The following is a 25,328-nucleotide window of genomic DNA, read 5'->3' on the forward strand; positions in this document are numbered from 1 at the left end:
GTCTCCTTCCCCCCACGTAACGTCCGAGCGTTGACGTCCTATAGGACGTCAACGCTCGGACGTTGCGGGTTTGTGGGTGGTGAGGTGGGCGGCGAGGGCGACGACGGCGGCGGCGAGCATGCAGACGGCGAGCGGGAGGGCGGTGTTCTCGCCGCCGATGCTCACCAGCGGTGAGATCACCGCGGCAAGTCCGAACTGCAGCGCACCGAGCAGCGCCGAGGCGACCCCCGCGGCGGCCGCCGGCACCTCGGACAGGGCGAGCGCCGTGGCGTTCCCGACGACCAGCCCGACGCTCGCGACCGCGACGAAGATCGGGATCGGCAGGAGGGCGACGGGTGCTCCGGAGACGACGATCAGCAGCAGGGCGATGGTCGCGACGACCATCAGGGCCAGCCCGGCACGCAGCACCGAGCCGACCGGGTACCGGTAGGTGAGGCGAGCCGACAGTGCGCTCGAGCCGACGAGGCCGAGAGCGTTCACGCCGAACGCGATGCCGTACTGCACCTCGTTCATGCCGATCATGACCTGGTAGACGAACGGCGACGCGGAGATGTACGCCATCATCACGGCGAACGAGAAGGCGAACGTGACGGTGTTCGCCAGGTAGGCGCGAGACGTGAGCGCGCGCACCGGCGAGCCGGATGCGCCGGCGACCTCGGCCCGTTCGCGGCGCCGTGCCGGGAGCGACTCACGCACGAACGCGAGGATCGAGACGAACATCGTCGCGGCCACCGCGAACAGCACCCAGAGCACCCCGCGCCAGCCGATCGGGCCGACCAGCAGGCTCCCGACGAACGGCGCCACGACGGGTGCGATCCCGCTGACCACCATCATGAGGCTGAAGGCGCGAGCCGCCGTCTTGCCCGTCGTCAGGTCGGTGATCATCGCCCGGCCGATGACCATCCCAGCGGCACCGGTGAGCCCCTGCACGAAGCGAGCGCCGACGAGGACCGCGACGGTGGGGGCCGACGCAGCGACCGCACTCGCGACGACGCACAGCGCGGCGCCGACCACGAGCGGGCGCAGCCGCCCGTACCGGTCCGAGACAGGCCCGAACACCAGCTGGCCGATCGCGATCCCGAGCAGCATCGCGGTGAGAGTGAGCTGCACCTGCGTCGCGGACGCGCCCAGGTCGACCGTCATGGCGGGGAACGCCGGGAGGTACATGTCTGTCGCGAACGGCGCCAGGGCCGCCAGTAGCGCGAGCACGACCAGCAGCCTGCCGGTGATCGGGCTGGGGGTCTGACCGGCACGTCTGGGCTGCGTTGTGGTGTGCGTTGTCGAGTCGTCGTGCAGGAGCAAGCTCAAGGGTCCTCCGCCAGTTACTTATGAAGATATAACTATAGCCTGAGACTCACGTATGCTTCGAGCATGACGACCGCCGGCGATCCCCTGTCCGGGGACCCGTACGCGGACCTCGCCGAGATCGTCCTCCGGGCGGCGCGGGAGATCAGCTTCCATGAGCCGGACGATCCCGAGACGATCTCCCTGACCCCCTCGAACGGCAACGTGATGCGGCACGTCGACCGCCATCCCGGAGCGACCCCGAGCGAGGTCGCTCATGCCACCGGACTCCGGCGAAGCAATCTGAGCGCCGCACTGAAGGAGCTGGAGCGGATCGGCTTCGTCGACCGCCGCTTCGAACCGGCCGACGGACGAGTCGTGCGCCTCTTCCCCACCGCGCGCGCCGCCGAGAACCTGCGCAGAACCAGGGCGGAATGGGCCCGCCAGGTCTTCGGTGCGCTGGGGGGCGACGTCGACCCGCGATCGAGCATCGTGCTGCTCGAACGACTGACCGACGGCCTAATCGCGTCGCGACAGCGGGAGCATCAGCTGTAAGCGGTAGCGGTAGCGGTAGCGGCTGACACCGTAGTGAGCATGACCACCGCCGTACTGATCACCGGGTCGTCGTCGGGCATCGGCCGCGCCACCGCCGAGCGCCTCGCCCGGCGCCGGGACCTGACCGTCTATGCGACCGCCCGGAACCCCTCGTCCATCGCCGACCTGGCCGACACCGGCGCTGTCACCCTCGCGCTCGACGTCACCGACGAGGGCTCGATGCGGGCCGCCGTCGAGCGGGTCGAGGCCGAGCACGGCGCCGTCGGGGTGCTGGTGAACAACGCGGGCAGCCCCCAGTACGGGACCATCGAGGAGACTGACCTCGACGCGGTGCGCGCGCAGTTCGAGTCCAACGTGTTCGGCCTGGCACGCATGGTCCAGCTGGTGCTGCCGGCCATGCGGGCCGCCCGGCGGGGCCGGATCATCAACGTGAGCTCGATGGGCGGGCGGATCGTGTTCCCGGCCGGTGGGTACTACCACGCGAGCAAGTACGCGGTCGAAGCCCTCAGCGACGCGCTGCGGTTCGAGACCGCACCGTTCGGGATCAAGGTGAGCCTCATCGAGCCCGGCCTGATCCGCACCGGGTTCGGCGCCGTCGCGGCGACCACCCTCGCCGGAGCGGCCGCTCCCGAGGGCCCCTACGCCGCGCTGAACGCGGCCGCGGACCACGTGATGGCGGACTACTACCGCTCGAGGGTGTTCTCCAGCCCGCCCGACGCCGTCGCGAAGGTGATCGAGCGCGCCGTCCTCGCGCGGTCGCCGCGCACCCGGTACGTGATCACGCCCGCCGCCAGGGCGCTGGTGCAGACCCGCCGGTTGCTCGGCGCCCGGGTGTTCGACGCCTACCTGGCCTGGCAGTACCGCCCGGGAGCGTAAGGCAGGAGTCCGTCGCGGAGCGCATCGCCGCTTCGCACGAGAACGCTCGTACGTTTCGCCCCCGTGCGGGGCTCAGGCCCCTAATGCTGGTAGTGACCGTTAATCAAGTGGTCTGTATTCCTCGCGTTTGCTCCGCTGATCCTCCCCTCAGCGCCCCCTTGGCTCGGTGGTCAGTCGAGACGTTGCCGGATCTCCCGGGTGTTCCCCTCGAGAGTCAGCGTCGCCAGCGCTCCGTTGACCAACGGCAGGTGTGGTGGGACGTGTCCGATCTCCATGTCGAAGACGATCGGGAGATGGAGGCGGCCGAGAGCGTCGAGGACGGCTTCTCGTTGCGTCATCTTGGGGTGGTCTGGTGCACGCGTCCGGCCGACCAGGACTGCCCGTGCATGGTCGAACCACCCGGCGAGACGCAGGCCGTGCAGATTGCGGCAGATCGCTGCGGCGTCGTCACCAGCCGCCTCGAGGTAGACGATGAGCCCGTCCGCGGCGTGCTCGCGACCGAAGGCCGCGACGTCGCCGTACGGCGTGCCAGCGATGTTGCAGATCGTCTCCACGCAACCGCCGATGAGCCGACCCGTGACGTGGAGGGACTCCGCACCGTAGAGCTCCCACTGGCCCTGGCCGACCAGCTTCCACCGTGTGGCCGTGGCCCGCGCGTCCTCCTCGAGCCCCCACCAGTCGGCGATCAAGCCTGAGTCCCGCTGCCGGTGCGGGCCGGTCCCGGAGACCACGTCGAGCCAGTGCAACAACCCGTCAGGCACCCCGAACGGCGTGTCGGCAAGGTTGTCGCCGTGGACGGTGGCCCAGCCCAACCGGGTCGTGAGTGGGACCAGGAGCGTGGAGAGGTCCGAGAAGCCCACCAGCCAGGTGGGTTCGGCGGCGGCGAGGGCGTTCCAGTCCAGCAAATCGACGAGATCGATCGCGGTCTCCCCACCCCACGGGGGGATGACGCACCTGATCGTCGGGTCGCACAGCATCGCGGTGAGCTCCCCTGCGCGGTCGGCCGCTGGCCCGGCGGTGATGCCTGCGCCGTCCATCGAGCGCCCGACCACAACGTCGAAACCCTCCTCCCGAAGCCAGCTGACGCAGAAGTCGATCCGGGCAGCCCCCGGTCCCTGGACTCCTGCGGAGGGAGACGTCACACCGATTCGATCGCCCCGCTTGAGCGGCGCCGGGACCTGGAGCATGCGCAGCATCATGCCAGGCGGGCACCAGAGGTCATCGGTTCTGGTCGTGGCCGTCAATCGAGTGGTCTGTATTCCTCGGGTCTTCATCGGCTGATCGTCCAGTGAGGCCGCTGGCTCGGCGTCCAGTCGAGGTCGAGCGGCACATCTACGGCTGGGGATGCGACCGGCTCGGAGGGTCGCACGGCCTCGAACCGTGCCCGGTCGGTCGCGGTGTCGCGGCGGACGCTCGTCTAAGCGGGCCGGCGGGCGGCGTAGTTCTCGGCATGCAGGCGTCGACGTCCACCTGCCGGCAACCCTTGAGGAGAACGCCGCGGCCGGTGAGCCAGGTAAGGGAGGATTCGGCCTGAGTGAACTCGTAGCGGGCCTCGCGGGCCGGAGAGGTGCCTAGCGACCCCGTTGTCCGCACCTGCTCGTAGCTTGCGGAGCTTTGCCAGGCCGACGTCGTCGACTGCCAGGAGACTGCGCGAGGACCACTCGAGCGACCGGTCGCGTGCCGACCACCGTCGCGACGAGGACAAACAACAGCCTGACAAGGGCGGTGAGTGCCGACTCAACGTCGTGGCCCGCGAGTCCGGCACCGGATATTGGTGGTCACCGTTCCGCAGAACCCAGATCTGACTTGCGGAGAGTTAGCCTGAGTTGTCCGTTCGGCATCATTCCCTGCACTCGGGCCGTGACCCTCGTACCCATTCGTGGGTAGCGATCTTCGTTCAAGTCAGCTGGATCGTCTGACAAGAAGCGGAGATCTACCGTTCCGAAAGCCTCAGCCTCCTCCAGGGACAATTCAATGCCCCAAGGGTTATGGCTCACAACCACCCCGTGGACGATCCGGCCCGGGGCGAGCGGCCCGTCGAGATCCGCTGCCCCCGTCACAGGAACGGCACCCACGAACGGCTGACAGTCAGCTCGTTGAACCGGGAAATCATGCTCTGCGGAATCCCTGGTACTCGCTGAACGACATCTCCCGCGCGGGCTCGAGGACCCATGACCGGGCGTCTGGCGCGTAGCGGAGACCGGAAAGGCTGGTGTCGAAGTCCTCGTAGTAGCGCCCGCCGTTCAGCGTGTACTGGAGATCCAGCCGGTTCACTCCCCCGCCCTTCACGATGTCGATCTGTTGCTGGTTGACCCGCATGTCGAGCGCTCCCTGCTCCTGCAGCGAACCGATGGAGCAACTCGCCCCCATCCGCGCGCACCTTTGTTGATTGATACGCCCTGAACTGCGCGTTGAGGTTCATTCCGAGCGCATGTGGTTAGGTTCTTTTGGGGGGCACGCCGCGTGATGCCACGACTGAGGGAGATCCCATGTCCCGCCCCACAAACTATCCGGGCACGTCCGCACCGTTCGCTGGCGCGCCGGAGCTGGCGAAACTTCCCGCGCCGGCGGACGTGCAGAAGTCGGTCAGGCTGTGGTTCGCGAGCTTCGCCGTCGGACTGGTGGGCGGGATCCTTGTCTTCGCGCTAACCGACCAGGGTGCCGCTATCCAGAAGGCGATGAACGCGAACCCCAGCCTCACCTCGGCCCAGGCGAAGTCGGCGATCACGATGAGCCTCGTCGGTGCGCTCGTGGGCGCGATCATCGGCCTCGGGATCCAGGTCTTCCTCGTGTTCAAGATGAAGGCAGGCCGCAACTGGGCGCGGATCGTGCTCACCGTGTGGGTGAGCCTGTCCGTCCTCGGGTCGCTCGCCGTCGCCGCCATGGGCTCGAGTTCGGGCCTCGGTGTCGTCGTCCAGGTCGTCCAAGTGTTGTTGGTGGTCGCGGCGGGCGTGTTCATGTTCCGACCCGCGGCGAATGCCTACTTCGGCCGGAAGCGGGCCTGACCCGGGGCCTGGACCGGCTCTCTCGCTCCCTGCGGGACCTCATCACGTTGGTCGCTGACCTACGCCGGCGCGGGGAGGTTCAAGAGCTTGCATGATGGCCGAACTAACACTCGGCGTTGGACTCGCCGTTTGTGCGGTAGCTGCCGCCATCGTGTATGTGGCCACCGAACTGATCTGTAGTCAAGCAGACTAAGGACAAATGAATGCTCAAGAATCCCACATTTCAGTCCGGACTCATACTTGGTACCTTCGGTCTCCTCGCGATGCTCGTCGGCCTACTTATCGATACGGGATGGCTGGCCGACCTGGGCCTGACGTTCACGGGTTGTGGAATTGGATATCTGATTGTCTCGAGCGTCTTGGCGCAAGCCACGAAGCCGCCTAAGTAACGGACGCGGGGGGCGCAGCTGGCGTGGGAGAACACGTCCGTGGCTCAGGGCCAGGCCGCCACCCGACGCGATCCAGCCACCCGGCAACCCCCGACCTGTGCGACCGACGAGCCCGCCAATCGCGCGCCGGTGTCATCGTCGCAGGCCGCGCGACGCCGCACCGATCACTCCCCCGGTGGGTCGGTCCCGGCTCGCGATAGCCGGCTCCGGTCCTCGGTGAGCAGCTGTCGCGCGGCGTCTCCGATTGCCTCCGGGGAGTACTCGTTGTCGCTGCGGACCCACGCGGTCACCATGCCCATCAGGGCCCCCGCGAGGAAGGCCGCCCGCAGCCACACCGGCACGTCGTCCTCGATCGGAGGGCGCATTCCACGGATGACCGACTCCTCCAGGTTCTCGCGGACCTGGGTGATCACCAGGGCACTGCCCTGCGGGCCGAGCGCCCGGCGATAGACCGCGCGGTGCCGATCGATGTGCCGGAAGTAGCTGATCAGCTGGGATTCCGGCGTATCGCCACTGCCGTGCGCGGCGCGGCCGGCCCTGAGCAGGCCGAGCTCCTGGGTCAGCGCACTGTTCATCGCGTCCGCCAGCAGGCCGTCTTTCTCGCGATAGTGCTGGTAGAAGGTGGCGCGGTTGACCCCCGCCCAGTCCGTGATGTCACTGATCGAGATCTCCGCGAGGGCCCGTTCGGCGGCCAGCGCGAGGACCGCGGCGTGCAGCTGCGCGCGGCTGCGGACGAAGCGCGGGTCGACCTTGACCGTCTCGCTCTCGGCAGCGGTCTCCGCTGATCCCCCGGTAGCCGTACTCGGCGTTGTTCTGCTCGGCATCACCCGTTCAACCTACCCCTAATCGACACTTGCCGAATAGTGCTGTAGGTTCCTAACCAACGAATGTTGATTAGATTCGTACCGTCAAGAGTGAGTGAGATGGCGATGAGCACGACCTCCCCAGCTGTCGGTGCGCGCGGAACCCACGCGCAACCGAACCGGACCCCGACGGGCCACGCCCCGATGTCCCACGCGCAGATCCTCGAGGCGCTCACCGGCCTGCTGCTCGGGATGTTCGTGGCGATGCTCTCGGCCACGATCGTCACGAACGCGCTGCCGAAAATCATCTCCGACCTGGGCTCCGGGCAGAGCGCGTACACCTGGGTGATCGCGGCCGACCTGCTCGCCACGACCGCCTCGACGCCGCTGTGGGGCAAGCTCGCGGACCTGGTCAGCAAGAAGGTCCTGGTGCAGACCGCCCTGGTGATCTTCGTGGTGGCCTCCGTGGGGGCCGGCCTCTCGCAGAACGCCGGGACGTTGATCGGCTTCCGGGTGTTGCAGGGCATCGGTACCGGTGGCCTCATCGCCCTCGCGCAGATCGTGATGGCCGCGATGATCGCCCCACGGGAGCGCGGCCGCTACAGCGGCTACGTCGGCGCGACCATCGCCGTCGCCACCGTCGCCGGGCCCCTCATCGGCGGCACGATCGTGGACACCAGCTGGCTCGGCTGGCGCTGGTGCTTCTACGCCATGGTGCCGTTCGCGGTCATCGCGCTGATCGTGGTGCAGCGCACGTTGTGGCTGCCGATCGTCAAGAAGAACGTCAGGGTCGACTGGACGGGCGCGTTCCTCATCACCGCCGCCGTGAGCCTGCTGCTGCTCTGGGTCACCTTCGCCGGGGACAAGTTCGACTGGGCGTCCTGGCAGACGGCGGCGATGACCGGCGGCGCCGTGCTGCTCGGCCTGCTCTTCGTCCTGGTGGAGTCCAAGGCCAGCGAACCGATCATCCCGCTGCACCTGTTCCGCAGCAGGACCATCAGCCTGGCCGCACTCGCGTCGCTGTTCGTCGGGGTCGGGATGTTCGCCGGCACGATCTTCCTGAGCCAGTACTTCCAGCTGGCCCGTGGGGAGTCCCCGACGATGTCCGGAGTCCTGACCATCCCGCTCATCGCCGGCCTGGCCATCGCCGCGACGGTCTCCGGTTCGATCATCACAAAGACCGGCCGCTGGAAAGGCTGGCTCGTCTCCGGCACCATGCTGGTGGCCGCTGGCCTCTGCCTGCTCGGCACCATGCGGGCCGACACGCCGTATTGGCAGCTGGCGACCTTCATGTCGCTGATCGGACTCGGCGTCGGCATGACGATGCAGAACCTGGTCCTCGCGTCGCAGAACGAGGCGGCCCCCGAGGACCTCGGCTCGGCCAGCGCGCTCATCTCCTTCGCCCGCTCGCTCGGCGGTGCGGTCGGCGTTTCGGCGCTGGGCGCGTTGCTCGGCCACCGCATCACGCACTACATGGCCGAGGGCATGGCAAGGATCGGCGTCACGAGCACGGGCTCGACCGATGGTTCCATCCCGGACCTCGCCACCCTGCCGGCCCCGATCCGCGAGGTCGTGGAGGGCGCCTACGGGCATGGCATCGGCGACATCTATCTGTACGCGGCGCCGATCGCCGTGCTCGCCGTGCTGATTGTCGTGTTCATCAGGGAGGTTCCGCTCGGGACCGCTCCCGGCCTCGCCCAGCTGTCGGGCCGCTCCGCGGATCCCGACGCGGACGCCGAGCCGGCCGTGGTCCCGGAGCCCGAGCTCGCGCTGGTGGGCGCGGCCTCCGCGGCGCCCCGACCGGATCGCGCGTTCGCCGCGGTCAGCAGTACCCGCCCGGACGACGGCGGCCCGGCCGTGAGCGGTCAGGTCCGTGGCCCGGAGGGTGGCGGCGTGGCGAACGCCACGCTCACCTTGATCTCGCTGTCCGGGCAGCAGGTCGGCCGGGCGGCCGCGCACGGGGACGGCAGCTACCTCCTGCGGACGCCGGGCGCGGGCTCGTTCGTCCTGATCGCGGCCGCCGACGGCTACCAGCCACAGGCCGCCACGGTCGACGTCGGCCCGGAGTCCCTCGCGTTCGACGTCGTGCTGGCCGGGCACGGCGGGCTCGCGGGAGTCGTCACCAGCGCCGCGGACACCCTTCCGATCGAGGGCGCCCTGGTCGTCGTCGCCGACGTCCGCGGGGAGGTCCAGGCCACCGGGAAGACCGCGGGGAACGGCGCGTTCGCGTTCTCCGACCTGACGACCGGTGACTTCACGGTCGCGGTCAACGCTGCCGGCTACCGGCCCACCGCCCAGCTCGTCGAGGTCGGCGGGATCGGCACCACCCACGTGGAGATCGCGCTCAAGTCGGGCGCCCAGCTGGAGGGCGTGGCCCGCACCGCGACCGACCACCGGCCGTTCCCGGACGCCCGGGTGACCCTGCTGGACGCCGCCGGGAACGTCGTCGGCACCGCCACCACCGGGTCGGACGGCGCCTACGCGTTCACCGACCTCGACGCCGGCGAGTACTCCCTGATCACGAGCGGCTACCCGCCGGTCGCCACCGCCGTCACCCTCGACGGCCGCGGCGTCCAGGGCTTCGACGTCGAGCTCGGCCACCCCGAGGGAGGCGTGTGACCACCCTCACCGGTGGGCTGCGCACCCAGGTGCGGACCACCGACGGCTGGGCCCTGCCGCACGCCGTGCTCACCCTCACCGACATGACCGGCCGCCAGGTGCTGCGCCAGGCGGCCGACGGCGACGGTGCGGTCCAGACCGGGGACCTGCCGTTCGGCCCGTACACGGTGATCGTCACCGCGATCGGCTATCGCCCGATCGCGCTGACCGCCGTCGTGACCGCGGCGGGCGCCGACCTTGGCACGCTCGTGCTCACCCAGACGGCCGCGACCGCGCTCCCGCCGCCGGGACCCTGGACGATCGACCCGGTCCACTCGAGCGTCGCCGCCGTCGCCCAGCACCTCGGGCTGTCCAGCGTGCACGGGCGGTTCGGTGACTTCAGCGGGCAGCTCCAGATCGCCGGGAACGAGCTGGACTCCTCGGTGCACGCGGTCATCGAGGCCGCCTCGATCGACACCGGCAACGCCACCCGCGACGGGCACCTGCGCTCGGCGGACTTCCTCGACTCGGGCGCCAACCCCCGGCTCGCCTACCGCAGCACGAGCCTCGAGCGGGCGGCGCCCGGCCGGTGGACCGTGCACGGCGAGCTCACCATGCGCGCCGTCACCCGCCCGGTCGACCTCGACCTCACCTACCTCGGCACCGGCCCCGACCCCTGGGGCGGCATGCGCGCCGCGTTCCGCGCCACCACCGAGCTGCGCCGCGACGACTACGCGATGAGCTACAACCAGATCATCCAGGCCGGCATCACCGCCATCGGCGCCACCCTGAAGGTCGAGCTGGACATCCAAGCGGTCCAAGGCGACCACCTCCCCCCAACCTGACCCCCGCCCGAGTTGGGGGGCGGGTCAGCGGGTGGAGATTCCGTTGAGCATTCCGTTGATGAAGCGGCGCTGGAGGAAGAAGTACAGGACCACGATCGGCAGGGCGACGATCGTGCCGGCGGCCGAGAGCAGGGAGCACTCGGTGATGTTCCGGCCCTGGAAGAACGCCAGCCCGAGGGGCGCCGTGCGCAGCCCCTCCCCCGAGACCATGATCAGCGGGATCAGGAACTCGTTCCACGTCCACATCGAGACCAGCAGGATCATGGTCGTCAGCGCGGGGATCTGTTCAGCTGGTCCTGCGCCTTGTCGATGCCGCCGTCGGTGTTCTGGTCCCAGACCGTCAGGGTCACGTCGCCCGCGCCCTTGACGTCCTTCGAGACCGGCCCCGCCTACGTCGCGGCCCCGCTGCTCGACCCACCCGGCGCGCAGGCGGTCAGCGCGAGGGCGACCGCGAAGGCCGCACCGATCGCGGCCGTCGTCTTCGTGGAGGTGCTGCTCATGGGTTCTCCTCGTTGGAAACCTGGGTAGTGGCCCAGTCCTGGATCGCGGACCAGTCGCCCTCGGGTCGTTCGGTGGTCAAGAAGTAGGCGATGTCCTTCGGCCTGGGCGCGCTCGCCGCGCCGCCGAGCGTTCGCACCGAGAGCGACGCGCTCAGGCTGGCGAACCGCAGGCGCTCGGCGAGCAACCAGTCGAAGCGCTCGGCGGCCATCAGCGAGGCGACGAACACGTCCCCGGCGCCGGTCGGATCGACCGACTCGACGACGATCGAGGGCACCTCGATGAGCTCGTCGGTCGCCCGCTGGTAGGCCACGACGCCGCGCGAACCGCGGGTCACGACGGCGAGCTCGACGTACCGGCCGAGCTCGCGCGCGGCGTCCTGCGCGCTCTCGGCCTGGGTGTAGCGCATGGCCTCGAGGTCGTTCGGGACGAAGACGTCGACCTCGTCCAGGCGGCGGAGCACCGACTTCGACCACTCGCCGCTCGAGTCCCAGCCGACCCCGGCGAAGATCGTGGTGCCGTGCGAGCGCAGCCTCGCGACCCACTCGGGAAGCTCGCCCTGGAGGCCGACGTGGGTCGCGCCGACGGTCGGGGCGTCCAGCGGCCACTCGAGCGGGGCGGCGTCCTCCACGTAGGTGATGAAGCTGCGTTCGTGGCGCCCGGTGAGGCACACACTGACGGGGCTCTGGTAACCGGGGATGCGCCGCAGCCAGCGCAGGTCGAGGTCCGGCTCGGCCGACAGGATGGCGTCGATGCGCGCGCCGAGCGCGTCGTCGCCGAGCTCGGAGAGCAGCGCCGTGCGCGCACCGAGCCGCGAGCCGGCCACCGCACGATTGGCTGCGCCACCCGGGGTGAGCGTGAAGGCATCGGCGTAGACCTCCGCACCCGGCTCGAGGGCCGGGACACCCGAGAACACCAGGTCGCAGAACACCGCCCCGGAGAACAACAGGTCGAGGTGCGCGGCGGCGGCCGGTTCGGACAAGTCAGCGGTCACGACACTCCGATGGTCTGTGGACGACCCAGTTTGCGCCTCTTGCGGTCAGTCTCGCAGGCGCCTGGTGCCAGTATGCGCAGTTTCTGTCACCAACTCGCGTCCCAGATGATGCCAATGTGTAAAGTTTGGACTTCTTCGACGAAACTCCACCCCAAGAAACGCAGACTCTTTCACTTCTTCCCGTAGGCTGTCAAAGATGATCCTCAGGGAGCGACAGGACCGAATCGTGCGCGCGCTGCGCTCCGGCGGCGCGGCGTCGGTGCGGGATCTCGCGCAGGTGCTGGAGGTGAGCGAGTCCACCATCCGGCGCGACCTGGACATCCTGGACCGCAACGGCGAGCTCACGCGCACCTACGGCGGCGCGATCCTGCGGCCGCGCAAGACGATCATCGAGGCCGGCGACGTCGCACAGGTCGAGCGCGCGTTCGAGGACACCACGCACCTCGAGCTCAAGCGAGCGATCGCGGTGCGTGCCGCCGAGCTCGTCGAGGACGAGGCAGTGGTGATCCTGGACATCGGCACCACGACCCCGTTCCTCGCTCGCGAGCTACGCGGGCGCCCGGTCACCGTGATCACGAGCAACCTCGCCGTGCTGGACGAGTTGCGCGACGACACCGCCGTCCGCCTGGTCATGCTCGGCGGGGTGCTGCGCCGCAACTACCGCACCCTGGTCGGTTCCCTGACCGAGCTCGCGCTCACCCAGGTCAGCGCCGACATCGTGTTCCTCAGCTGCACCGGCGTGCGCCCGTCGGGTCACGTCGTGGACGACATGGCGGTCGAGGCGCCCATCAAGGCGTCCATGATCGACGCCGCCGACCGGGTCGTGCTGCTCGCGTCGGAGGCCAAGTTCCCCGGCACCGGGGCCCTGCGCCTGTGTTCCCTGGCCGACGTCGACGTGGTCATCACGACCGCGGGCGCGAACGATCAGACCCTCAACATCTGCCGGGAAGCCGGCGGGAAGGTGATAGTCGCATGAAGCTCTGCATCCTCGGCGGCGGCGGATTCCGCACGCCGTACGTCTACCAGGCACTCCTGCGCGACCACGGCTTCCCGCGCGTCACCGAGGTCGTGCTCTACGACATCGACGCCCACCGGCTCGAGGCGATGACCCTGATCCTGTCGCAGCTCGCCGTCGGCTTCGAGGACGCTCCGCGCGTGGTGCCGATCAGGTCGCTGCCGGCCGCCATCGAGGGCAGCGACTTCATCTTCGCGGCGATCCGGGTGGGCGGCGTCGAGGGCCGGCGTTGCGACGAGCACGTGGCGCTCGACCTGGGCGTGCTCGGCCAGGAGACGACGGGGCCGGGCGGGCTCGCTTACGCGCTGCGCACGCTGCCGGTCATGATGGAGGTCGCGCGCCTGGTCCGCGACCTCGCACCGCAGGCGTACCTGATGAACTTCACCAACCCGGCCGGCATCATCACCGAAGCCATGCAGTCCGTGCTGGGCGACCGGGTGCTCGGCATCTGCGACACGCCGTCGGGCCTCGGGCGCCGGGTCGCGGGCGTGCTCGGGCTCGACCACACGCGCATACAGATGGACTACGTCGGGCTGAACCACCTCGGCTGGATGCGCCGCGTGATGTACGACGGCGTCGACGTGCTCCCCCAGCTCCTGGCCGACGACGACAAGTTGGCGCTGATGGAGGAGGCGCAGGTCTTCGGGACCGACTGGATCCGCACGCTGGGCGCCATCCCGAACGAGTACCTCTACTACTACTACTTCAACCGCGACGCGGTGCGCACGATCCTCAGCTCGGCGATGACCCGCGGGGACTTCCTCGCCAGGACGCAGGGCGAGTTCTTCGACAACGTGCTCGCGGCGGGCCCGGCGCGGCCGCGCTGTGGACCAAGACCGTCAACGAGCGCAGCGCGAGCTACATGGCCGAGGCCATCGGCGGGGAGCAGGGCGCTCCCTCCGGCACGCGCGAGCACGAGCCGGACCCGAGCCAGCAGGGCTATGCGGGGGTCGCGCTCGGCGTGATGGGCGCGATCGCGCGCAACGAGCGCACGACCATGATCCTCAACGTGCGCAACGGCACCACGATCCAGGGCCTGCCCGCGGACGCCGTCGTCGAGGTGCCGACGACGGTCGATGCCAACGGGGTGCACCCCCAGACGACGGCCCAGCCGTCGCTCGACGAGCTCGGGCTCATGCAGCAGGTCAAGGCCGTCGAACGGCACTCGATCGCGGCGGCCTTCACGGGATCGCGCGACGAGGCGCTCAAGGCGTTCGCGCTGCACCCGCTGGTCGACTCGGTGACCGTGGCGCGCGAGCTGCTCGCGGGGTACCTCGAGGCGATTCCCGAGATCGCCCTGGTGCTCACGAAGTAGCCGTTCTCCCTAGGCTGGAGGTCTCTACTGACCGGGAGCTGACATGATTTCTGTGCGCATGCGGCTGAGACATGGCTCTACAGCGATGATGAATCGCGTCTACCGCGCGAGCGGCGGGCGGGTGATGGGATCGATGGCCGGACTGCACGTGCTGCTGCTCACGGTTCCCGGTCGGACGACGGGGGTCGCGTGAACCACGCCGATCTCGTACTTCGAGGACGGCGGCCGCTACGTGGTGACCGGATCCGGCGCCGGCAGCCGGGACGATCCGCGGTGGTTCCGGAACCTGCGCCACACCGACCGGGCGGTGATCGAGGTCGGCCCGTCCTTCGCCAAGTACCAGGTGAAGGTCGAGCGCGAAATCCCGATGGCGGTGCTGACACCGGTTCCGTCGCCGACACTGTAGGGACTGGTTGCCCGGCCGCGCTACGTCGCAGGTCGGCGGGCGCCGCGGACAGCCACCGCCGTGAGCGGGTCGTCGGGCCACGAGTGTTTCGGGTACCGGCGCCGCAGCTCGGCCCGCACCTGCGGGTAGCCGGTGCGCCAGAACGACTCGAGGTCGGCCGTCACCGCCGCCGGACGACGCGCCGGGGACAGCAGGTGCAGCAGCAGCGGGACCCGGCCCGCCGCGATCCGCGGGGTGCTGCGCCAGCCGAAGACCTCCTGGACGCGCACCGCGAGCACGGGCTGGTCGGCGTCATAGTCGATGCGCACGCTGGTGCCGCTCGGGACGGCGACCCGCTCGGGCGCGAGCTCGTCCAGCCGGCCGGCCTCCGGCCACGGGAGCAGGCGACGCAACGCGGCCGTGACGTTGATCCGCTGGAGGTCGCGTGCGCCGCGGATCCGGGCCAGGTCCTCCCCGAGCCAGGTGTCGAGGCCGTCGAGCAGCGCGCCGTCGGACATGTCCGGCCACGGCGGTCCGAAGGTGGCGTGCAGGAACGCCAGGCGCCGGCGCAGGCCGGTGGCGGCCTCGGTCCAGGGCAGCAGCGTGAGTCCCCCGCTGTCCAGCCCGTCGCGCAGCGCGGCGGCGACGAGCGTGCGGGACGGGTTCGTCAGGGGTGCCGAGGACAGCTCGATCGCGCCGAGCCAGGTCGTGCGCCGGGCGACGACCTGGCCGTCGACCCACGCGACGCGCTCCTCCTCGCGCAGCAGCGACGGCGCCGCCTCGATGGCGAGGTCCTCGTCGAGCGGCGCGGCCGACCGCACGGTCGCGTCCCGGCGTCCGGCGCCGCGGTCGGCGTCCGCGATGGCCAGCCAGGGCAGTCCGATCAGCGCGGAGCCCTCGGCGGGCAGCGCCGCGCCGGTGCCCGAGGTCATCAGGTATGCCTTCCCGCTCGGCCGTCGCCGGGCGATCCGGTCGGGGTGCGCGAGCGCGACGACCAGCCCGACGGCGAGGTCGTCCGTGAGGTCCCCCTCGCGGGCGCCGCGGCGACCGGCCGGCAGGTCGCTCTGCAGCCGCTTCGCCTGTGCGAGCCAGCTGGCGGCCTCGGGGCCGCCGCGCCGCATGCCGCGCAGGGCGGCCACCAGGTCGCCGCCGGGGGTGCGGATGTCGTCCGAGAGCAGCGCGACGATCTCCGCGGCGCGTCTGGGCCCGACGGCGGCCGCCCCGTCCAGCAGCGCGCGGGCGAGCCGGGGGTCGGCGCCGATCCGGGCGATCGCGGCACCACGCGCGGTCACCGTGCCGTCCGGGGAGACCGCGCCGAGCCCGACGAGCGTGTCGTGGGCCGCCGCCATCGCGCCCTGCGGCGGCTGGTCCATCAGCGCCAGGCCGGAACCGTCGGGGCTCCCCCAGCAGGCCAGGTCGAGGGCGAACGCGGTGAGGTCGGCCGTCGCGATCTCGGGATCGGGGTGCTCGGTCAGCCGCGCGTGCTCCGCGGGTGACCAGCAGCGGTAGACGGCGCCCGGCCCCTCGCGGCCGGCCCGGCCCGCGCGCTGGGTGGCGCCCGCCCGGCTCACGCCGACCGTCACCAGCCCGGCCAGCCCGCGGCGGTGGTCGGTGCGCGGCTGGCGCGCGAGGCCGGCGTCGACCACGACCCGCACACCGGGGACGGTGAGCGAGGACTCGGCCACCGCGGTGGAGACCACGACCCGGCGTCGGGCCCCGGGCGTCAGGGCGAGGTCCTGCTCGCGGTGGGACAGCCGCCCGTGCAGGGGACGGACGTCGGCGTCGACGCCGGCGAGGCGCCTGACCGTGCCGTTCACCTCCCCCGCGCCGGGCAGGAAGACCAGCACGTCGCCGTCGTGCTCCGCCAGGGCCCGCCGGACGCACGCGGCGACGTGGTCCAGGAACTGGGGGGTGACGCCGCGGTCGTCGGTCCGCTTGACGCGTGGCGGCATCGGGCACCAGACCTCGGTCACCGGATGCAGCGAGCCCTCGACCGCGATCACCGGGGCGGCGGCTCCCCCGCCGAGCAGCGCGGCGGTGCGCTCGGCCTCGATGGTGGCGGACATCGCCACGAGCGTGAGGTCCTCGCGCAGGTTGGCGCGCACGTCGACGAGCAGGGCGAGCGCCAGGTCGGCGTCCAGGTGCCGTTCGTGCACCTCGTCCAGCACGACGGCGTCGACCCCCGGCAGCTCCGGGTCGCGCTGCAGCCGGCGCAGCAGGACGCCGGTGGTGACGATCTCGATCCTGGTGGCCGGTCCGCTGCGACGCTCACCGCGGACGGCGTACCCGACGCTGCGCCCGACCGGCTCACCGAGCAGCTGCGCGAGCCGCCGCGCCGCGGCCCGCACCGCGATGCGGCGCGGCTGGGTCACCACGACGCGGCCGGTCACCAGCGCCGCGAGGGCGGGCGGCACGAGGGTGGTCTTGCCGGTGCCGGGCGGTGCCTGCAGCACCGCGGTGCCGCGGGTGCGGACGGCGTCGGCCAGCGCGGCAAGGCCGGCGCGCACCGGGAGGTCGGGCGGGTCGGCGAGCAGGCGCAGGATCGGATCGTCGGCCACGAGGGCAGTCTGCCTCGTTCTGCCGGGTGGCCCTCACTCGTGCTTCGCCGCGTCCCTGCCGTCCCCGAACACCTCCTGGATCGCGAGCTGCTCGGCACGCGCCTTGATGCCGAGCAGCATCCTGCGCATCATCGCGAAGTCGCCGCACTCCATCCCGAGCACCGCGACCAGAGCGGTGACCGGCCGGCGCCAGTCGTGCAGCGCGCGAACCCGGGTGACGAGGCGGGTCCGCCCGTCGGGCAGCTCCGTCATGCGCCACACCCAGGTGCTGTCCGGCTTGCGCCAAAGCAGCCACCGGTTCACCTCGAACGCGGCGACCTTGAACGCCGTGAGATCCGACGGGCTCGGCGACATCGGTACCCACTGCCCCCGGGTGCAGTTCCTGCAGCTCAGGCACGACGACGCGCGCGCTCGGCCGGGCGAGATTGTCGAGCAGGTCGTTGCTGTAGAAGCCGGCGCGGCGGCAGCCGACCTGAACGAGCCACGGCCACACGGCGTCGGGCGGCGCGTCGATCGTGACGGCGCGGGTGCAGCGGTACTGCGCGCCGCTCACGAGGTCGTCGCCGGGCATGGACGCAGCCAGCTCCGCGGACGTGGCCCCCACCGGCAGTGCCACGAGCGGAACAGCGGTGCGGTGAGAAACAGCGGGAGATCCGCGGCCACGGACCGCACCTGACGAACGAGATGCCGCGACTGCTCGACCATCGAAGCCTCCTGCACTGTCCATCTCCACGGTCGGTCCGGGTGGGTGTCCAGGCTAGGGACCTTGGTCACAAGGAGTGCGCTCGGACGTCGCGGGACGGGCGTCGGTGTGCGGTGCAGGGTGTTGCCGGGCTCCGCGCGTCACGCCACCGTCTTGCGGATGTGGGGTGAGGTCCTCGGATGGGGGAGGCCGGCGTGGGTCTCGCCGGCCGACCGGGTCCGCAGCCAGTGGTCGAGGTCGGCGGCGGGGATGGGTCGGCACATGTGGTACCCCTGGGCCTGGTCGCAGCCGAGGTCCTTGAGCGCGGTGTAGGCGTCCTGGGTATCCACGCCCTCGGCGACCATGCGCAGGTCGAGCGAGTGGGCGAGGTCGATGGTGGAGGCGACCAGGGCGGCGGCGCGGGCGTCACCGGTCATGGGGACGATGAAGGACCGGTCGAGCTTGAGCTCGTCGACGGGGAGGTCGCGCAGGTAGGACAGCGACGAGTACCCGGTGCCGAAGTCGTCGATGGAGATCTGCACGCCGGCTTCGCGCAGCTGGGTGAGGATGGTCCGGGCGCGGTCGAGGTCGGCCATCAGGAACTTCTCGGTGATCTCCAGCTGCAGGGCCCGCGGTGGGATACCGCGATCGGCGAGCATGGCGACGACCTGGTCGGGCAGGTTGGCGTCGACCAGGCACGAGGCGGACAGGTTGACGGCGACGGTCAGGTGGCGGCCGCTGGTGTGCCAGCTGGCTGCCTGGTCGAGGGCGGTGGCCAGCACGACGCGGGTCATGGCCGGCATCAGCCCCGCCTCCTCGACCAGGGTGAGGAACGCGTCGAGGTAGAGCAGGCCGCGGGTGGGGTGGTTCCAGCGGACCAGGGCTTCCACACCGCGGACCTGCCCGGTGGGCAGGTCGATCTTGGGTTGGTAGTGCAGCACGAGCTGCCCGGTGGTGAGCGCGGAGTGCAGCTCGCCCGTGGTTCGAAGGCGGGCGGCGACGTCGGTGTCATCGCCGGTGCCGTACACGTGGTAACCGTCGCCGGTGCTCTTGGCCTTGTACATGGCGATGTCCGCCTTGCGCAGCAGGGTGGACAGTCCGGCGCCGTCGTCGGGGAACAGTGCGATGCCGATGCTGACGGCGCAGTGCAGGGCGATGTCGTCCAGGGTGAACGTCTTGGCGAGCGCGGCGCGCAGCCGGGCGGCGACGACGCCGGCCTCATCCGGACCGGCATCCGGGACCAGGATCGCGAACTCGTCCCCGCCGAGGCGGGCGAGTAGGTCGCCGGGAGCGAGCTGGGCGCGCAGGCGAACGCCGACCCGGACCAGGAGCAGGTCCCCGACGTGGTGGCCGAGGGAGTCGTTGACGTCCTTGAACTTGTCCAGGTCCAGCAGGAGCAGGGCGTGCGGGCGACGGGGGTCGGCGAGCCGATCGTCCGCGGCGGTCGCGAGGGCCCGGCGGTTGGGTAGCCCGGTCAAGGGGTCGGTCGTGGCTTCGTGCCGGCGCAGGTCAGCCATGGTCGCGAGCTGGCCGAACGCGACCTGGGTGCGGGCCGCCGCTGCGAGCAGCGTCACCCCCGCCAGCACCACCGCCAACATCGACAGCCGGGTTCGCGCGGCCATCAGCAAGACCCCCAGGGCGGCGGCGGTGGCTCCCACCGGCACCACCAACAACGGCGCCCGGGCCATCGTGCGGGCGGGCTCGCCGGGGCGGTGGTTCGCCGGTCCGTCGCGCCGCTCGGCACCGTCGACCCACAGTGCCACCAGGGCGAGCCCGATCGGCCATCCCGCGTCCAGCGGCGTACCGACCACGTAGCTCTCGGCGGTCACTTGAAGGGCGTAGACGACATCCGTCGCGGTGAAGACGAGCAGACCGACGACGAGCAGGCCCCACCAGGTGCGCAGCCGCACGTCCCGCAGCGCGACGGCCCCGGCGACGGCGGCGACCAGCAGCAGGTCGAACGCCGGGTAGGCGATCGCCACCACAGTGACCAGGGACGGTGCGCCCGCCAGGGCAGACTCCAGCACGGGGTTGAGCAGGACGGCGAGCCCGGCGGCCGCGCCGAGCGACCCCACTGCGCAGTCCCACCACACCGACGACGCCGACCCTCGCGCTTGGCGGCGAACCGCCACCGCCGCGGCGGCCAGCATCAGCGGGTAGAACAGCAAGTACCCCACGTCCGCCGGGGACGGGAAGGGCAGTGACATCCCGCCGCTCAAGGACCCGACGTAGTAGGTATTCCCCGCGGCGAACGACGTCAGGGCAGCCGCGGCGAGCAGCGCCTCGCGGCGCGCGAATCCCATTCTGGCGACGGCCAGCCAGCACACCGCGGCGGGCACCCACATGGTCAGGATCCCCAGCCAGTCGTCCACGACCGGGTTCAGCGTGCTGCCATGCAGCGCGAGCCCCCCGAGATAGGCCGCCAGAAGCAGACCCATCGCCCACGCGGCCCCCGCGCGGAAACTCACGCGCACGCTCAACCGCACCGGACACCCCTCCTGGGCTAGGACGGTGGCGTAGGCACCGTTCGCACCTCCTATCGGCGCGCGGCGCACCGTTCTGAGCGTCCAGGAAGAACCGGGTACCGGACCCGCGACGTCTGTGCACCGCTCTGTGCAGCGAATGTGTACCCCTGGGGCAGTTTCGCTGCACAGAGCCCTGCACAGAGCGCCGGTACGGGGCGACGATCCGGCACGCTCCTCCCCCGACGTCAGTGCAGGGTCTGCGCGTAGTCCGGCACGTACTTCTGGGTGTCGCGCGGCGGACGCACGTAGCCCGCCGACGGCGGGCGGTGCGGGAGCTTGATCGGGAGCCGCTGGACCTCGTGGAAGTCCACGGTCGACAGCAGGTGCTTGATCATGTTCAGCCGGGCGCGCCGCTTGTCGTCGCTCTCCACGACCCACCAGGGCGCCTCGGGGATGTCAGTGTGGACCATCATCTGGTCCTTCGCCCGGGAGTAGTCCTCCCAGCGACTGATCGACTGCAGGTCCATCGGCGAGAGCTTCCAGCGCCGCATCGGGTCCTCGAGCCGAGACTTGAACCGGACCTCCTGCTCGGCGTCGCTCACCGAGAACCAATATTTGAGGAGCACAACGCCCTCCTCGACGAGCATCCGCTCGAAGATCGGGCACTGATGCAAGAAGCGGTGGTACTCGTCATTGGTGCAGTAGCCCATGACCATCTCGACGCCGGCCCTGTTGTACCAGGAACGGTCGAAGAGCACGATCTCGCCGGCCGCCGGCAGCTGGGCGACGTACCGCTGGAAATACCACTGCGTACGCTCACGGTCGCTGGGCGCCGGCAGCGCCGCGATCCGTGCGACGCGCGGGTTGAGGTACTGCGTGACCCGCTTGATGGTGCTGCCCTTGCCTGCGGCATCGCGTCCCTCGAAGATCACGACCACGCGCTTGCCCTCGGTCCGCACCCACTCCTGCATCGTGACCAGCTCGCCCTGCAGCGCGAACAGCTCTTTCTCATAGAGCTTCTTCGGAACCCGCTCGGCGACCGTCGTCTTGGGGGCCTTCGAGGTCTTCGCCATGTTCGGCAGCGTACGACCGTTGCGCAGGTCGCGCGCGGCAGTCGTGGTTCAGAACAAGGCGACCTTCGCCGCCTGGGGAAAGATCTCGTCGAGCTCCGCCAGATCGGCGACGGTCGGCTCCCAGTCCGCCGCCCGTGCATTCTGCCGAACCTGCTCGGGCGTGGTCGCGCCGGCGATCACGCTGGCGACGGTGGGCCGGCTCGCCAACCACGAGAAGGCGACCTCCACCTCGGTGAGCTCGCGCGCCTTGGCGAAGTCGCCGAACCGGCCGAGCTGCCCGAAGTCCGCCTGCTCGAGCAGCTGGGTGCGCGAATGCGTGAGTCGGCTCCCGGCCGGGGCGGTTCCTGCGCTGTACTTGCCGGTGAGCAGACCATTCGCCAGCGGGAAGTACGGCAGCAGCCCCAACCCGTAGGCGAGCGCCGCCGGAACGACCTCGAGCTCGGCGCGGCGGTCGAGAAGGTTGTAGTGGTTCTGCGCCGAGATGAACCGGGTGTGACCACTGATGCGGGCGATGAACTCGGCCTCGGCGATCTGCCAGCCCGCGCGGTTCGAGTGACCGACGTAGCGGACCTTCCCCGACTGGACGAGCGTGTCCAGCGCGGCGAGGGTCTCTCCGATCGGGGTGAGCGGGTCCGGGGTGTGGAACTGGTAGAGGTCGATCCACTCCGTGCCCAACCGCCGCAGCGAGGCCTCGACGGCCGTGATGATGTACCGGCGCGACCCGCGGGCACCGTAGTCCGGCCCGTTCGCGCCGCGCATGTCCATGCCGAACTTCGTCGCCACCACGACGTCGTCGCGCCTGGTGCCCAGGGCTCGACCGAGCAGCTCCTCGCTCAGCCCGGGCGTCGCCCCGTACACGTCGGCCGTGTCGAACAGCGTGATCCCGGCGTCGATGGCCGCATGCACGAGCGCGGTGGCACCCTCCGCCGACTCGGTCGCGGTTCCCGGGCGGCCCAGGTTGTTGCCGCCGAGTCCCACGACGGAGACGGCCAGGCCGGACGTGCCGAGTCTGCGAGTCTTCATGCGCCCGAGACTATGGGCTCCGTCGCCGGTGTCCGGACACCGTCCGCGGCAGCGGGGTGGTCGGCCGCGGGGTGGTCGGCGCTCACGACCAGTACAGCGACGGCTGTGGTGATCGGGATCGCCAGCACGAGCCCGATCGACCCGACCAGGGTGCGAACGACCTCTTCCGCGATCCCCCCGCTGGTGATCGTGTCGACGAACGAGTTGTCGAGCAGCGCCACCATCAGGAGCAGCGGCAGCGACGCGCCGACATACGCGAACGCGATCGTGTACACGGTCGAGGCGATGTGGTCACGACCGATTCGCATGGCGCGCCCGAAGAGCACGCGGCGGCTCGCCGAGGGGTTCGCCGACCGCAGCTCCCAGACCGCGGAGGACTGGGTGATCGTGACGTCGTTCAGCACGCCGAGGCCGGCCAGGATGAGCCCGCACAGCACGACGCCCCGCAGATCGATGTCGGGCGCGTAGGACGGCAATTGGAGGGTGACCTCGTCGCTCAGGCCGGTGAGGTTCGCGGCCCCCGACGCCCAGGCGCCGATCGCACCGGTAATCGCGAGCCCGATGACGGTGCCGAGCAGGGCCGTCGTCGTGCGGGCGGAGAAGCCGTGGGCGAGGTAGAGCACGACGAACATCACGCCCGATGCCGTGACCAGGCCGACGGCGAGTGCGTTGGATCCGGCGAGCAGGGCAGGGAGCGTGAAGACCACGATGCCGGCCAGCGCGACGCCGAGGCCGACCATCGCCGCGAGCCCACGCCAGCGCGCGACGGCGACCACGAGGACCGCGTAGAAGATCGCGAGGACCGCGATCGGGATCGTCCGCACGTAGTCCACGAAGACGTACGGGCTCCCGTATGCCGCCGCCTCGGGGATGTACATGACCTTGATCCGGCTGCCGTTCGCCATCCTGGCGGCGAGCTGTTCCGGCGGGACCTGGACCAGGATCGCCTTGCCGCCCTGCTCGAGGCGGGCGGTCACGCCGGTGATGCCGTCGCCGATGCCACCCTTGGGGAACCCGGTGACCTCCGCGCGGACGAAGTGGCTGGTACCGCCGGTGATCGGGACGGTGCCGACGACCGGGTCCCCCGACGGCCACAGCGCTATCGCACCGAAGACCGTCGCGAGCAGCACGGGCAGCAGCGCCGCCACGAGGAGAATGCGAACCCGGCGTGAGGCTCGTGGCGCCGGGCCGTGGGCGTGACCATCAGTCATCGGGCCATCATCACCTTCGGTGAGCGCCTGACCGCGTAGGTGTCCGGGCGCGTCGGTGCGTATCAGTGGACGTGGGCGGCGGCCTCGACCGCACGGTGCCGGCGGCGCGTCGGGACCGGCTCCGAGGTGACGACCAGGGCCGCGATCGCCGTGGTCAGCGGGATGGCGAGCACCAGGCCGATCGACCCGACCAGGGTCCGCACGATCTCTCCGGCGAACTCGCCGCTGGTGAGCGTCTGCATCAGCGGCAACTGGTAGACCTCGACGAGCAGCAGCACCGGCAGCGAGGCACCGGCGTACGCGAACGCGATGGTGTAGATGGTCGACGCGATGTGGTCGCGGCCGATCCGCATCGCGCGAGTGAAGAGCTCGCGGCGGCTCGCGTCCGGATCGTTGTCAGCCCTGTACGAGACGGACGTAGACGTGCTGCGCCTGCGCGACCGGATCGTCATCGTCGGAGCCGTCGGCTCGGAGCACCACGCCGAGGAGCTCGCGTCATGACCGGCGGCTTCGCGAACTACGCCGAGCTGCTCGCGCTGGTGCACAACTCGCTCGTCGCCGGCGCCGTGCTCGGGCTCGTCGGGGGCGTCGTGGGGGTCTTCGTGCTCAGCCGGGACCTCGCGTTCGCGGTACACGGGATCAGCGAGCTGTCCTTCGCGGGCGCCGCGGCGGCCCTGCTGCTGTCGGTCAACGTCGCGATCGGCTCGATCGTGGGCTCGCTCGTGGCCGCGGTGCTGATCGGGGTCCTCGGTGCCCGCGGGCGGGACCGCAGCTCCATCATCGGCGTGCTGATGCCGTTCGGGCTCGGCCTCGGCGTGCTCTTCCTCGCGCTGTACAAGGGACGGGCCTCGAACAAGTTCGGCCTGCTCACCGGCCAGATCGTCGCGGTCGACGACCCCCAGCTCGGCTGGCTCGTGGGCACCGCTGTGGTGGTCCTGGCGGCGCTCGTCCTCGTGTGGCGACCGCTCACCTTCGCGAGCATCGATCCCGACGTCGCGGCCGCGCGCGGCATCCCGGTCCGGGCCCTGTCCGTGGTGTTCACCCTCGCCCTCGGACTCTCCGTCGCCATGGCGGTCCAAGTCGTCGGAGCCCTGCTGGTGCTCTCCCTGCTCATCACCCCGGCCGCGGCCGCGGCGCGGATCACGGCCTCACCCGTCCTGATGCCGGTACTGAGCGTCCTGTTCGCCGTCGTCTCGAGCGTCGGTGGGATCCTGCTCGCCCTCGGCGGCAGCATCCCGATCAGCCCGTACGTGACCACGATCTCGTTCGTGATCTATCTGGTCTGCCGCGCCATCGGGGTGCTGCAGCCGCGGGTGAGCGCGCCCTCGACGGTCAGCGCATCGTGAGGGTGAGGACGACGGCGACGAGCGGCGCGAGGCCCTGCACCGCGGCGGCCCGGGCCATCCGGGGGTTGCTGACCACGAGCACGAGGGCGGCGGCGACCATCGAGCCGGTCGCGAGCAGCAGGATCCCCACCCCGGCGCCGCGCACCGCGACGTCGCCCGACGTCGCCAGGACGATTCCCGTGACGGTCCCGATCGCGAGGAACAGGTTGTACCAGCCCTGGTTGAACGCAAGCGCCCGGGTGGTCTGCGCCTCCTGCGCCGACGCGACCCCGAACGTCGCGCGAACCCGCGGGGTCGTCCACAAGATGCTCTCCATGACGAAGATGTAGCCGTGGATGATGGCCGCGACCACCGCGAACACCGCCGCGACCACCGGGACGTCGTCGAACACGATTGCCTCCTGTGACG

The 25,328-nt window shown here is 70.6% G+C and carries 25 protein-coding genes and 1 pseudogene; 12 read left to right on the plus strand and 14 right to left on the minus strand.

Going from position 1 to position 25,328, the window contains the following annotated elements; all coding sequences use genetic code 11:
• Positions 1 to 48: 48 nt before the first annotated feature.
• Positions 49 to 1,308: a multidrug effflux MFS transporter gene (locus tag VIM26_RS13105; RefSeq protein ID WP_331951860.1), complete on the minus strand. Its 1,260-nt coding sequence runs from the start codon at positions 1,306 to 1,308 to the stop codon at positions 49 to 51.
• 63 nt (positions 1,309 to 1,371) lie between these two features.
• On the opposite strand from VIM26_RS13105, the gene VIM26_RS13110 reads away from it, so the two are divergent.
• Entirely contained in the window at positions 1,372 to 1,839 is a 468-nt protein-coding gene (locus VIM26_RS13110) for a MarR family winged helix-turn-helix transcriptional regulator (protein ID WP_331951863.1), read from the plus strand.
• 39 nt (positions 1,840 to 1,878) lie between these two features.
• Complete coding sequence (locus tag VIM26_RS13115) at positions 1,879 to 2,715, plus strand: oxidoreductase (protein WP_331951865.1); 837 nt, start codon at positions 1,879 to 1,881, stop codon at positions 2,713 to 2,715.
• 170 nt (positions 2,716 to 2,885) lie between these two features.
• Here VIM26_RS13115 and VIM26_RS13120 read toward each other — a convergent pair whose 3' ends face one another.
• Both VIM26_RS13120 and VIM26_RS13125 read right to left on the minus strand, forming a co-directional pair.
• Positions 2,886 to 3,857, minus strand: a complete 972-nt coding sequence (locus tag VIM26_RS13120; RefSeq protein ID WP_331951867.1) for a S66 peptidase family protein — start codon at positions 3,855 to 3,857, stop codon at positions 2,886 to 2,888.
• 967 nt (positions 3,858 to 4,824) lie between these two features.
• Positions 4,825 to 5,085 (minus strand): hypothetical protein, encoded by a 261-nt coding sequence (locus VIM26_RS13125; RefSeq protein WP_331951869.1) that lies wholly within the window; start codon positions 5,083 to 5,085, stop codon positions 4,825 to 4,827.
• Positions 5,086 to 5,204: 119 nt separating this feature from the next.
• Here VIM26_RS13125 and VIM26_RS13130 point away from each other — a divergent pair, with 119 nt between their 5' ends.
• Complete coding sequence (locus tag VIM26_RS13130) at positions 5,205 to 5,720, plus strand: hypothetical protein (protein WP_331951871.1); 516 nt, start codon at positions 5,205 to 5,207, stop codon at positions 5,718 to 5,720.
• A gap of 553 nt (positions 5,721 to 6,273) precedes the next feature.
• On the opposite strand, the gene VIM26_RS13135 is transcribed toward VIM26_RS13130, so the two are convergent.
• Entirely contained in the window at positions 6,274 to 6,933 is a 660-nt protein-coding gene (locus tag VIM26_RS13135; RefSeq protein ID WP_331951873.1) for a TetR/AcrR family transcriptional regulator, read from the minus strand.
• 105 nt (positions 6,934 to 7,038) lie between these two features.
• Between VIM26_RS13135 and VIM26_RS13140 the strand changes: the two genes are divergently transcribed.
• The gene (locus VIM26_RS13140; RefSeq protein WP_331951874.1) at positions 7,039 to 9,531 is read left to right on the plus strand and encodes an MFS transporter; all 2,493 of its coding nucleotides are present in this window, start codon (positions 7,039 to 7,041) and stop codon (positions 9,529 to 9,531) included.
• Positions 9,528 to 10,355, plus strand: a complete 828-nt coding sequence (locus tag VIM26_RS13145) for a YceI family protein (protein WP_331951876.1) — start codon at positions 9,528 to 9,530, stop codon at positions 10,353 to 10,355. The genes VIM26_RS13140 and VIM26_RS13145 overlap by 4 nt, the downstream gene beginning before the upstream one ends.
• A gap of 24 nt (positions 10,356 to 10,379) precedes the next feature.
• Here VIM26_RS13145 and VIM26_RS13150 read toward each other — a convergent pair whose 3' ends face one another.
• Together VIM26_RS13150 and VIM26_RS13155 are read right to left on the minus strand one after the other, a co-directional pair.
• The gene (locus tag VIM26_RS13150; protein WP_331951878.1) at positions 10,380 to 10,619 is read right to left on the minus strand and encodes a hypothetical protein; all 240 of its coding nucleotides are present in this window, start codon (positions 10,617 to 10,619) and stop codon (positions 10,380 to 10,382) included.
• Between the two features lie 232 nt (positions 10,620 to 10,851).
• The gene (locus VIM26_RS13155) at positions 10,852 to 11,847 is read right to left on the minus strand and encodes a carbohydrate kinase family protein (protein WP_331951880.1); all 996 of its coding nucleotides are present in this window, start codon (positions 11,845 to 11,847) and stop codon (positions 10,852 to 10,854) included.
• 196 nt (positions 11,848 to 12,043) lie between these two features.
• Here VIM26_RS13155 and VIM26_RS13160 point away from each other — a divergent pair, with 196 nt between their 5' ends.
• Genes VIM26_RS13160 through VIM26_RS13180 form a run of 5 tightly spaced genes read left to right on the plus strand, consistent with a single transcriptional unit; the run spans position 12,044 to position 14,583 of the window.
• Positions 12,044 to 12,823 (plus strand): DeoR/GlpR family DNA-binding transcription regulator, encoded by a 780-nt coding sequence (locus VIM26_RS13160; RefSeq protein ID WP_331951882.1) that lies wholly within the window; start codon positions 12,044 to 12,046, stop codon positions 12,821 to 12,823.
• On the plus strand, positions 12,820 to 13,827 hold the full coding sequence (locus VIM26_RS13165) for a hypothetical protein (RefSeq protein ID WP_331951884.1): 1,008 nt from the start codon (positions 12,820 to 12,822) through the stop codon (positions 13,825 to 13,827). Before VIM26_RS13160 ends, VIM26_RS13165 begins: the two co-directional genes overlap by 4 nt.
• The gene (locus tag VIM26_RS13170) at positions 13,725 to 14,177 is read left to right on the plus strand and encodes a hypothetical protein (RefSeq protein ID WP_331951886.1); all 453 of its coding nucleotides are present in this window, start codon (positions 13,725 to 13,727) and stop codon (positions 14,175 to 14,177) included. Before VIM26_RS13165 ends, VIM26_RS13170 begins: the two co-directional genes overlap by 103 nt.
• A gap of 43 nt (positions 14,178 to 14,220) precedes the next feature.
• Positions 14,221 to 14,370, plus strand: a complete 150-nt coding sequence (locus tag VIM26_RS13175; protein WP_331951888.1) for a hypothetical protein — start codon at positions 14,221 to 14,223, stop codon at positions 14,368 to 14,370.
• Positions 14,371 to 14,379: 9 nt separating this feature from the next.
• On the plus strand, positions 14,380 to 14,583 hold the full coding sequence (locus tag VIM26_RS13180; RefSeq protein WP_331951936.1) for a hypothetical protein: 204 nt from the start codon (positions 14,380 to 14,382) through the stop codon (positions 14,581 to 14,583).
• 20 nt (positions 14,584 to 14,603) lie between these two features.
• On the opposite strand, the gene hrpB is transcribed toward VIM26_RS13180, so the two are convergent.
• The 7 genes and pseudogenes from hrpB to VIM26_RS13215 all read right to left on the minus strand — a co-directional run.
• Positions 14,604 to 17,120, minus strand: coding sequence for an ATP-dependent helicase HrpB (gene hrpB, locus VIM26_RS13185; RefSeq protein ID WP_331951890.1), 2,517 nt, complete (start codon positions 17,118 to 17,120; stop codon positions 14,604 to 14,606).
• A 33-nt stretch (positions 17,121 to 17,153) separates the two neighbouring features.
• A complete protein-coding gene (locus tag VIM26_RS13190) occupies positions 17,154 to 17,474 on the minus strand; it encodes a hypothetical protein (protein ID WP_331951892.1) in 321 nt (106 codons plus the stop codon).
• A gap of 489 nt (positions 17,475 to 17,963) precedes the next feature.
• The gene (locus VIM26_RS13195; protein ID WP_331951893.1) at positions 17,964 to 20,270 is read right to left on the minus strand and encodes a putative bifunctional diguanylate cyclase/phosphodiesterase; all 2,307 of its coding nucleotides are present in this window, start codon (positions 20,268 to 20,270) and stop codon (positions 17,964 to 17,966) included.
• A 242-nt stretch (positions 20,271 to 20,512) separates the two neighbouring features.
• A complete protein-coding gene (gene ppk2, locus VIM26_RS13200; RefSeq protein ID WP_331951895.1) occupies positions 20,513 to 21,340 on the minus strand; it encodes a polyphosphate kinase 2 in 828 nt (275 codons plus the stop codon).
• 48 nt (positions 21,341 to 21,388) lie between these two features.
• Complete coding sequence (locus VIM26_RS13205) at positions 21,389 to 22,363, minus strand: aldo/keto reductase (RefSeq protein WP_331951897.1); 975 nt, start codon at positions 22,361 to 22,363, stop codon at positions 21,389 to 21,391.
• Complete coding sequence (locus VIM26_RS13210) at positions 22,360 to 23,574, minus strand: YibE/F family protein (protein WP_331951899.1); 1,215 nt, start codon at positions 23,572 to 23,574, stop codon at positions 22,360 to 22,362. The genes VIM26_RS13205 and VIM26_RS13210 overlap by 4 nt, the downstream gene beginning before the upstream one ends.
• A gap of 62 nt (positions 23,575 to 23,636) precedes the next feature.
• Positions 23,637 to 23,963, minus strand: a pseudogene (locus tag VIM26_RS13215) (YibE/F family protein); the annotation flags it as partial.
• Between VIM26_RS13215 and VIM26_RS13220 the strand changes: the two are divergent.
• Positions 23,935 to 24,075 carry a hypothetical protein gene (locus VIM26_RS13220; RefSeq protein WP_331951940.1) on the plus strand — a complete coding sequence of 47 codons (141 nt, stop codon included), beginning with the start codon at positions 23,935 to 23,937 and terminating at the stop codon, positions 24,073 to 24,075. The pseudogene VIM26_RS13215 and the gene VIM26_RS13220 overlap by 29 nt on opposite strands.
• Positions 24,072 to 24,920 carry a metal ABC transporter permease gene (locus VIM26_RS13225; RefSeq protein ID WP_331951901.1) on the plus strand — a complete coding sequence of 283 codons (849 nt, stop codon included), beginning with the start codon at positions 24,072 to 24,074 and terminating at the stop codon, positions 24,918 to 24,920. Before VIM26_RS13220 ends, VIM26_RS13225 begins: the two co-directional genes overlap by 4 nt.
• Here the strand turns inward: VIM26_RS13225 and VIM26_RS13230 are convergent.
• Entirely contained in the window at positions 24,907 to 25,311 is a 405-nt protein-coding gene (locus VIM26_RS13230; protein WP_331951902.1) for a DUF1304 domain-containing protein, read from the minus strand. The two genes, VIM26_RS13225 and VIM26_RS13230, sit on opposite strands and share 14 nt — an antisense overlap.
• Positions 25,312 to 25,328: the final 17 nt, after the last annotated feature.

The organism is Pengzhenrongella sp. (assembly GCF_036565025.1).
Taxonomy (GTDB): Bacteria; Actinomycetota; Actinomycetes; order Actinomycetales; family Cellulomonadaceae; genus Pengzhenrongella.

Bases quoted from the DNA above. Each gene is read 5' to 3' on its own strand.
- VIM26_RS13110 (WP_331951863.1), top strand. From the start codon at position 1,372: ATGACGACCGCCGGCGATCCCCTGTCCGGGGACCCGTACGCGGACCTC.
- VIM26_RS13115 (WP_331951865.1), top strand. From the start codon at position 1,879: ATGACCACCGCCGTACTGATCACCGGGTCGTCGTCGGGCATCGGCCGC.
- VIM26_RS13125 (WP_331951869.1), bottom strand. From the start codon at position 5,085: ATGGGGGCGAGTTGCTCCATCGGTTCGCTGCAGGAGCAGGGAGCGCTC.
- VIM26_RS13130 (WP_331951871.1), top strand. From the start codon at position 5,205: ATGTCCCGCCCCACAAACTATCCGGGCACGTCCGCACCGTTCGCTGGC.
- VIM26_RS13135 (WP_331951873.1), bottom strand. From the start codon at position 6,933: ATGCCGAGCAGAACAACGCCGAGTACGGCTACCGGGGGATCAGCGGAG.
- VIM26_RS13140 (WP_331951874.1), top strand. From the start codon at position 7,039: ATGAGCACGACCTCCCCAGCTGTCGGTGCGCGCGGAACCCACGCGCAA.
- VIM26_RS13150 (WP_331951878.1), bottom strand. From the start codon at position 10,619: ATGATCCTGCTGGTCTCGATGTGGACGTGGAACGAGTTCCTGATCCCG.
- VIM26_RS13160 (WP_331951882.1), top strand. From the start codon at position 12,044: ATGATCCTCAGGGAGCGACAGGACCGAATCGTGCGCGCGCTGCGCTCC.
- VIM26_RS13165 (WP_331951884.1), top strand. From the start codon at position 12,820: ATGAAGCTCTGCATCCTCGGCGGCGGCGGATTCCGCACGCCGTACGTC.
- VIM26_RS13170 (WP_331951886.1), top strand. From the start codon at position 13,725: ATGGCCGAGGCCATCGGCGGGGAGCAGGGCGCTCCCTCCGGCACGCGC.
- VIM26_RS13175 (WP_331951888.1), top strand. From the start codon at position 14,221: ATGATTTCTGTGCGCATGCGGCTGAGACATGGCTCTACAGCGATGATG.
- VIM26_RS13190 (WP_331951892.1), bottom strand. From the start codon at position 17,474: ATGTCGCCGAGCCCGTCGGATCTCACGGCGTTCAAGGTCGCCGCGTTC.
- ppk2 (WP_331951895.1), bottom strand. From the start codon at position 21,340: ATGGCGAAGACCTCGAAGGCCCCCAAGACGACGGTCGCCGAGCGGGTT.
- VIM26_RS13205 (WP_331951897.1), bottom strand. From the start codon at position 22,363: ATGAAGACTCGCAGACTCGGCACGTCCGGCCTGGCCGTCTCCGTCGTG.
- VIM26_RS13210 (WP_331951899.1), bottom strand. From the start codon at position 23,574: ATGACTGATGGTCACGCCCACGGCCCGGCGCCACGAGCCTCACGCCGG.
- VIM26_RS13225 (WP_331951901.1), top strand. From the start codon at position 24,072: ATGACCGGCGGCTTCGCGAACTACGCCGAGCTGCTCGCGCTGGTGCAC.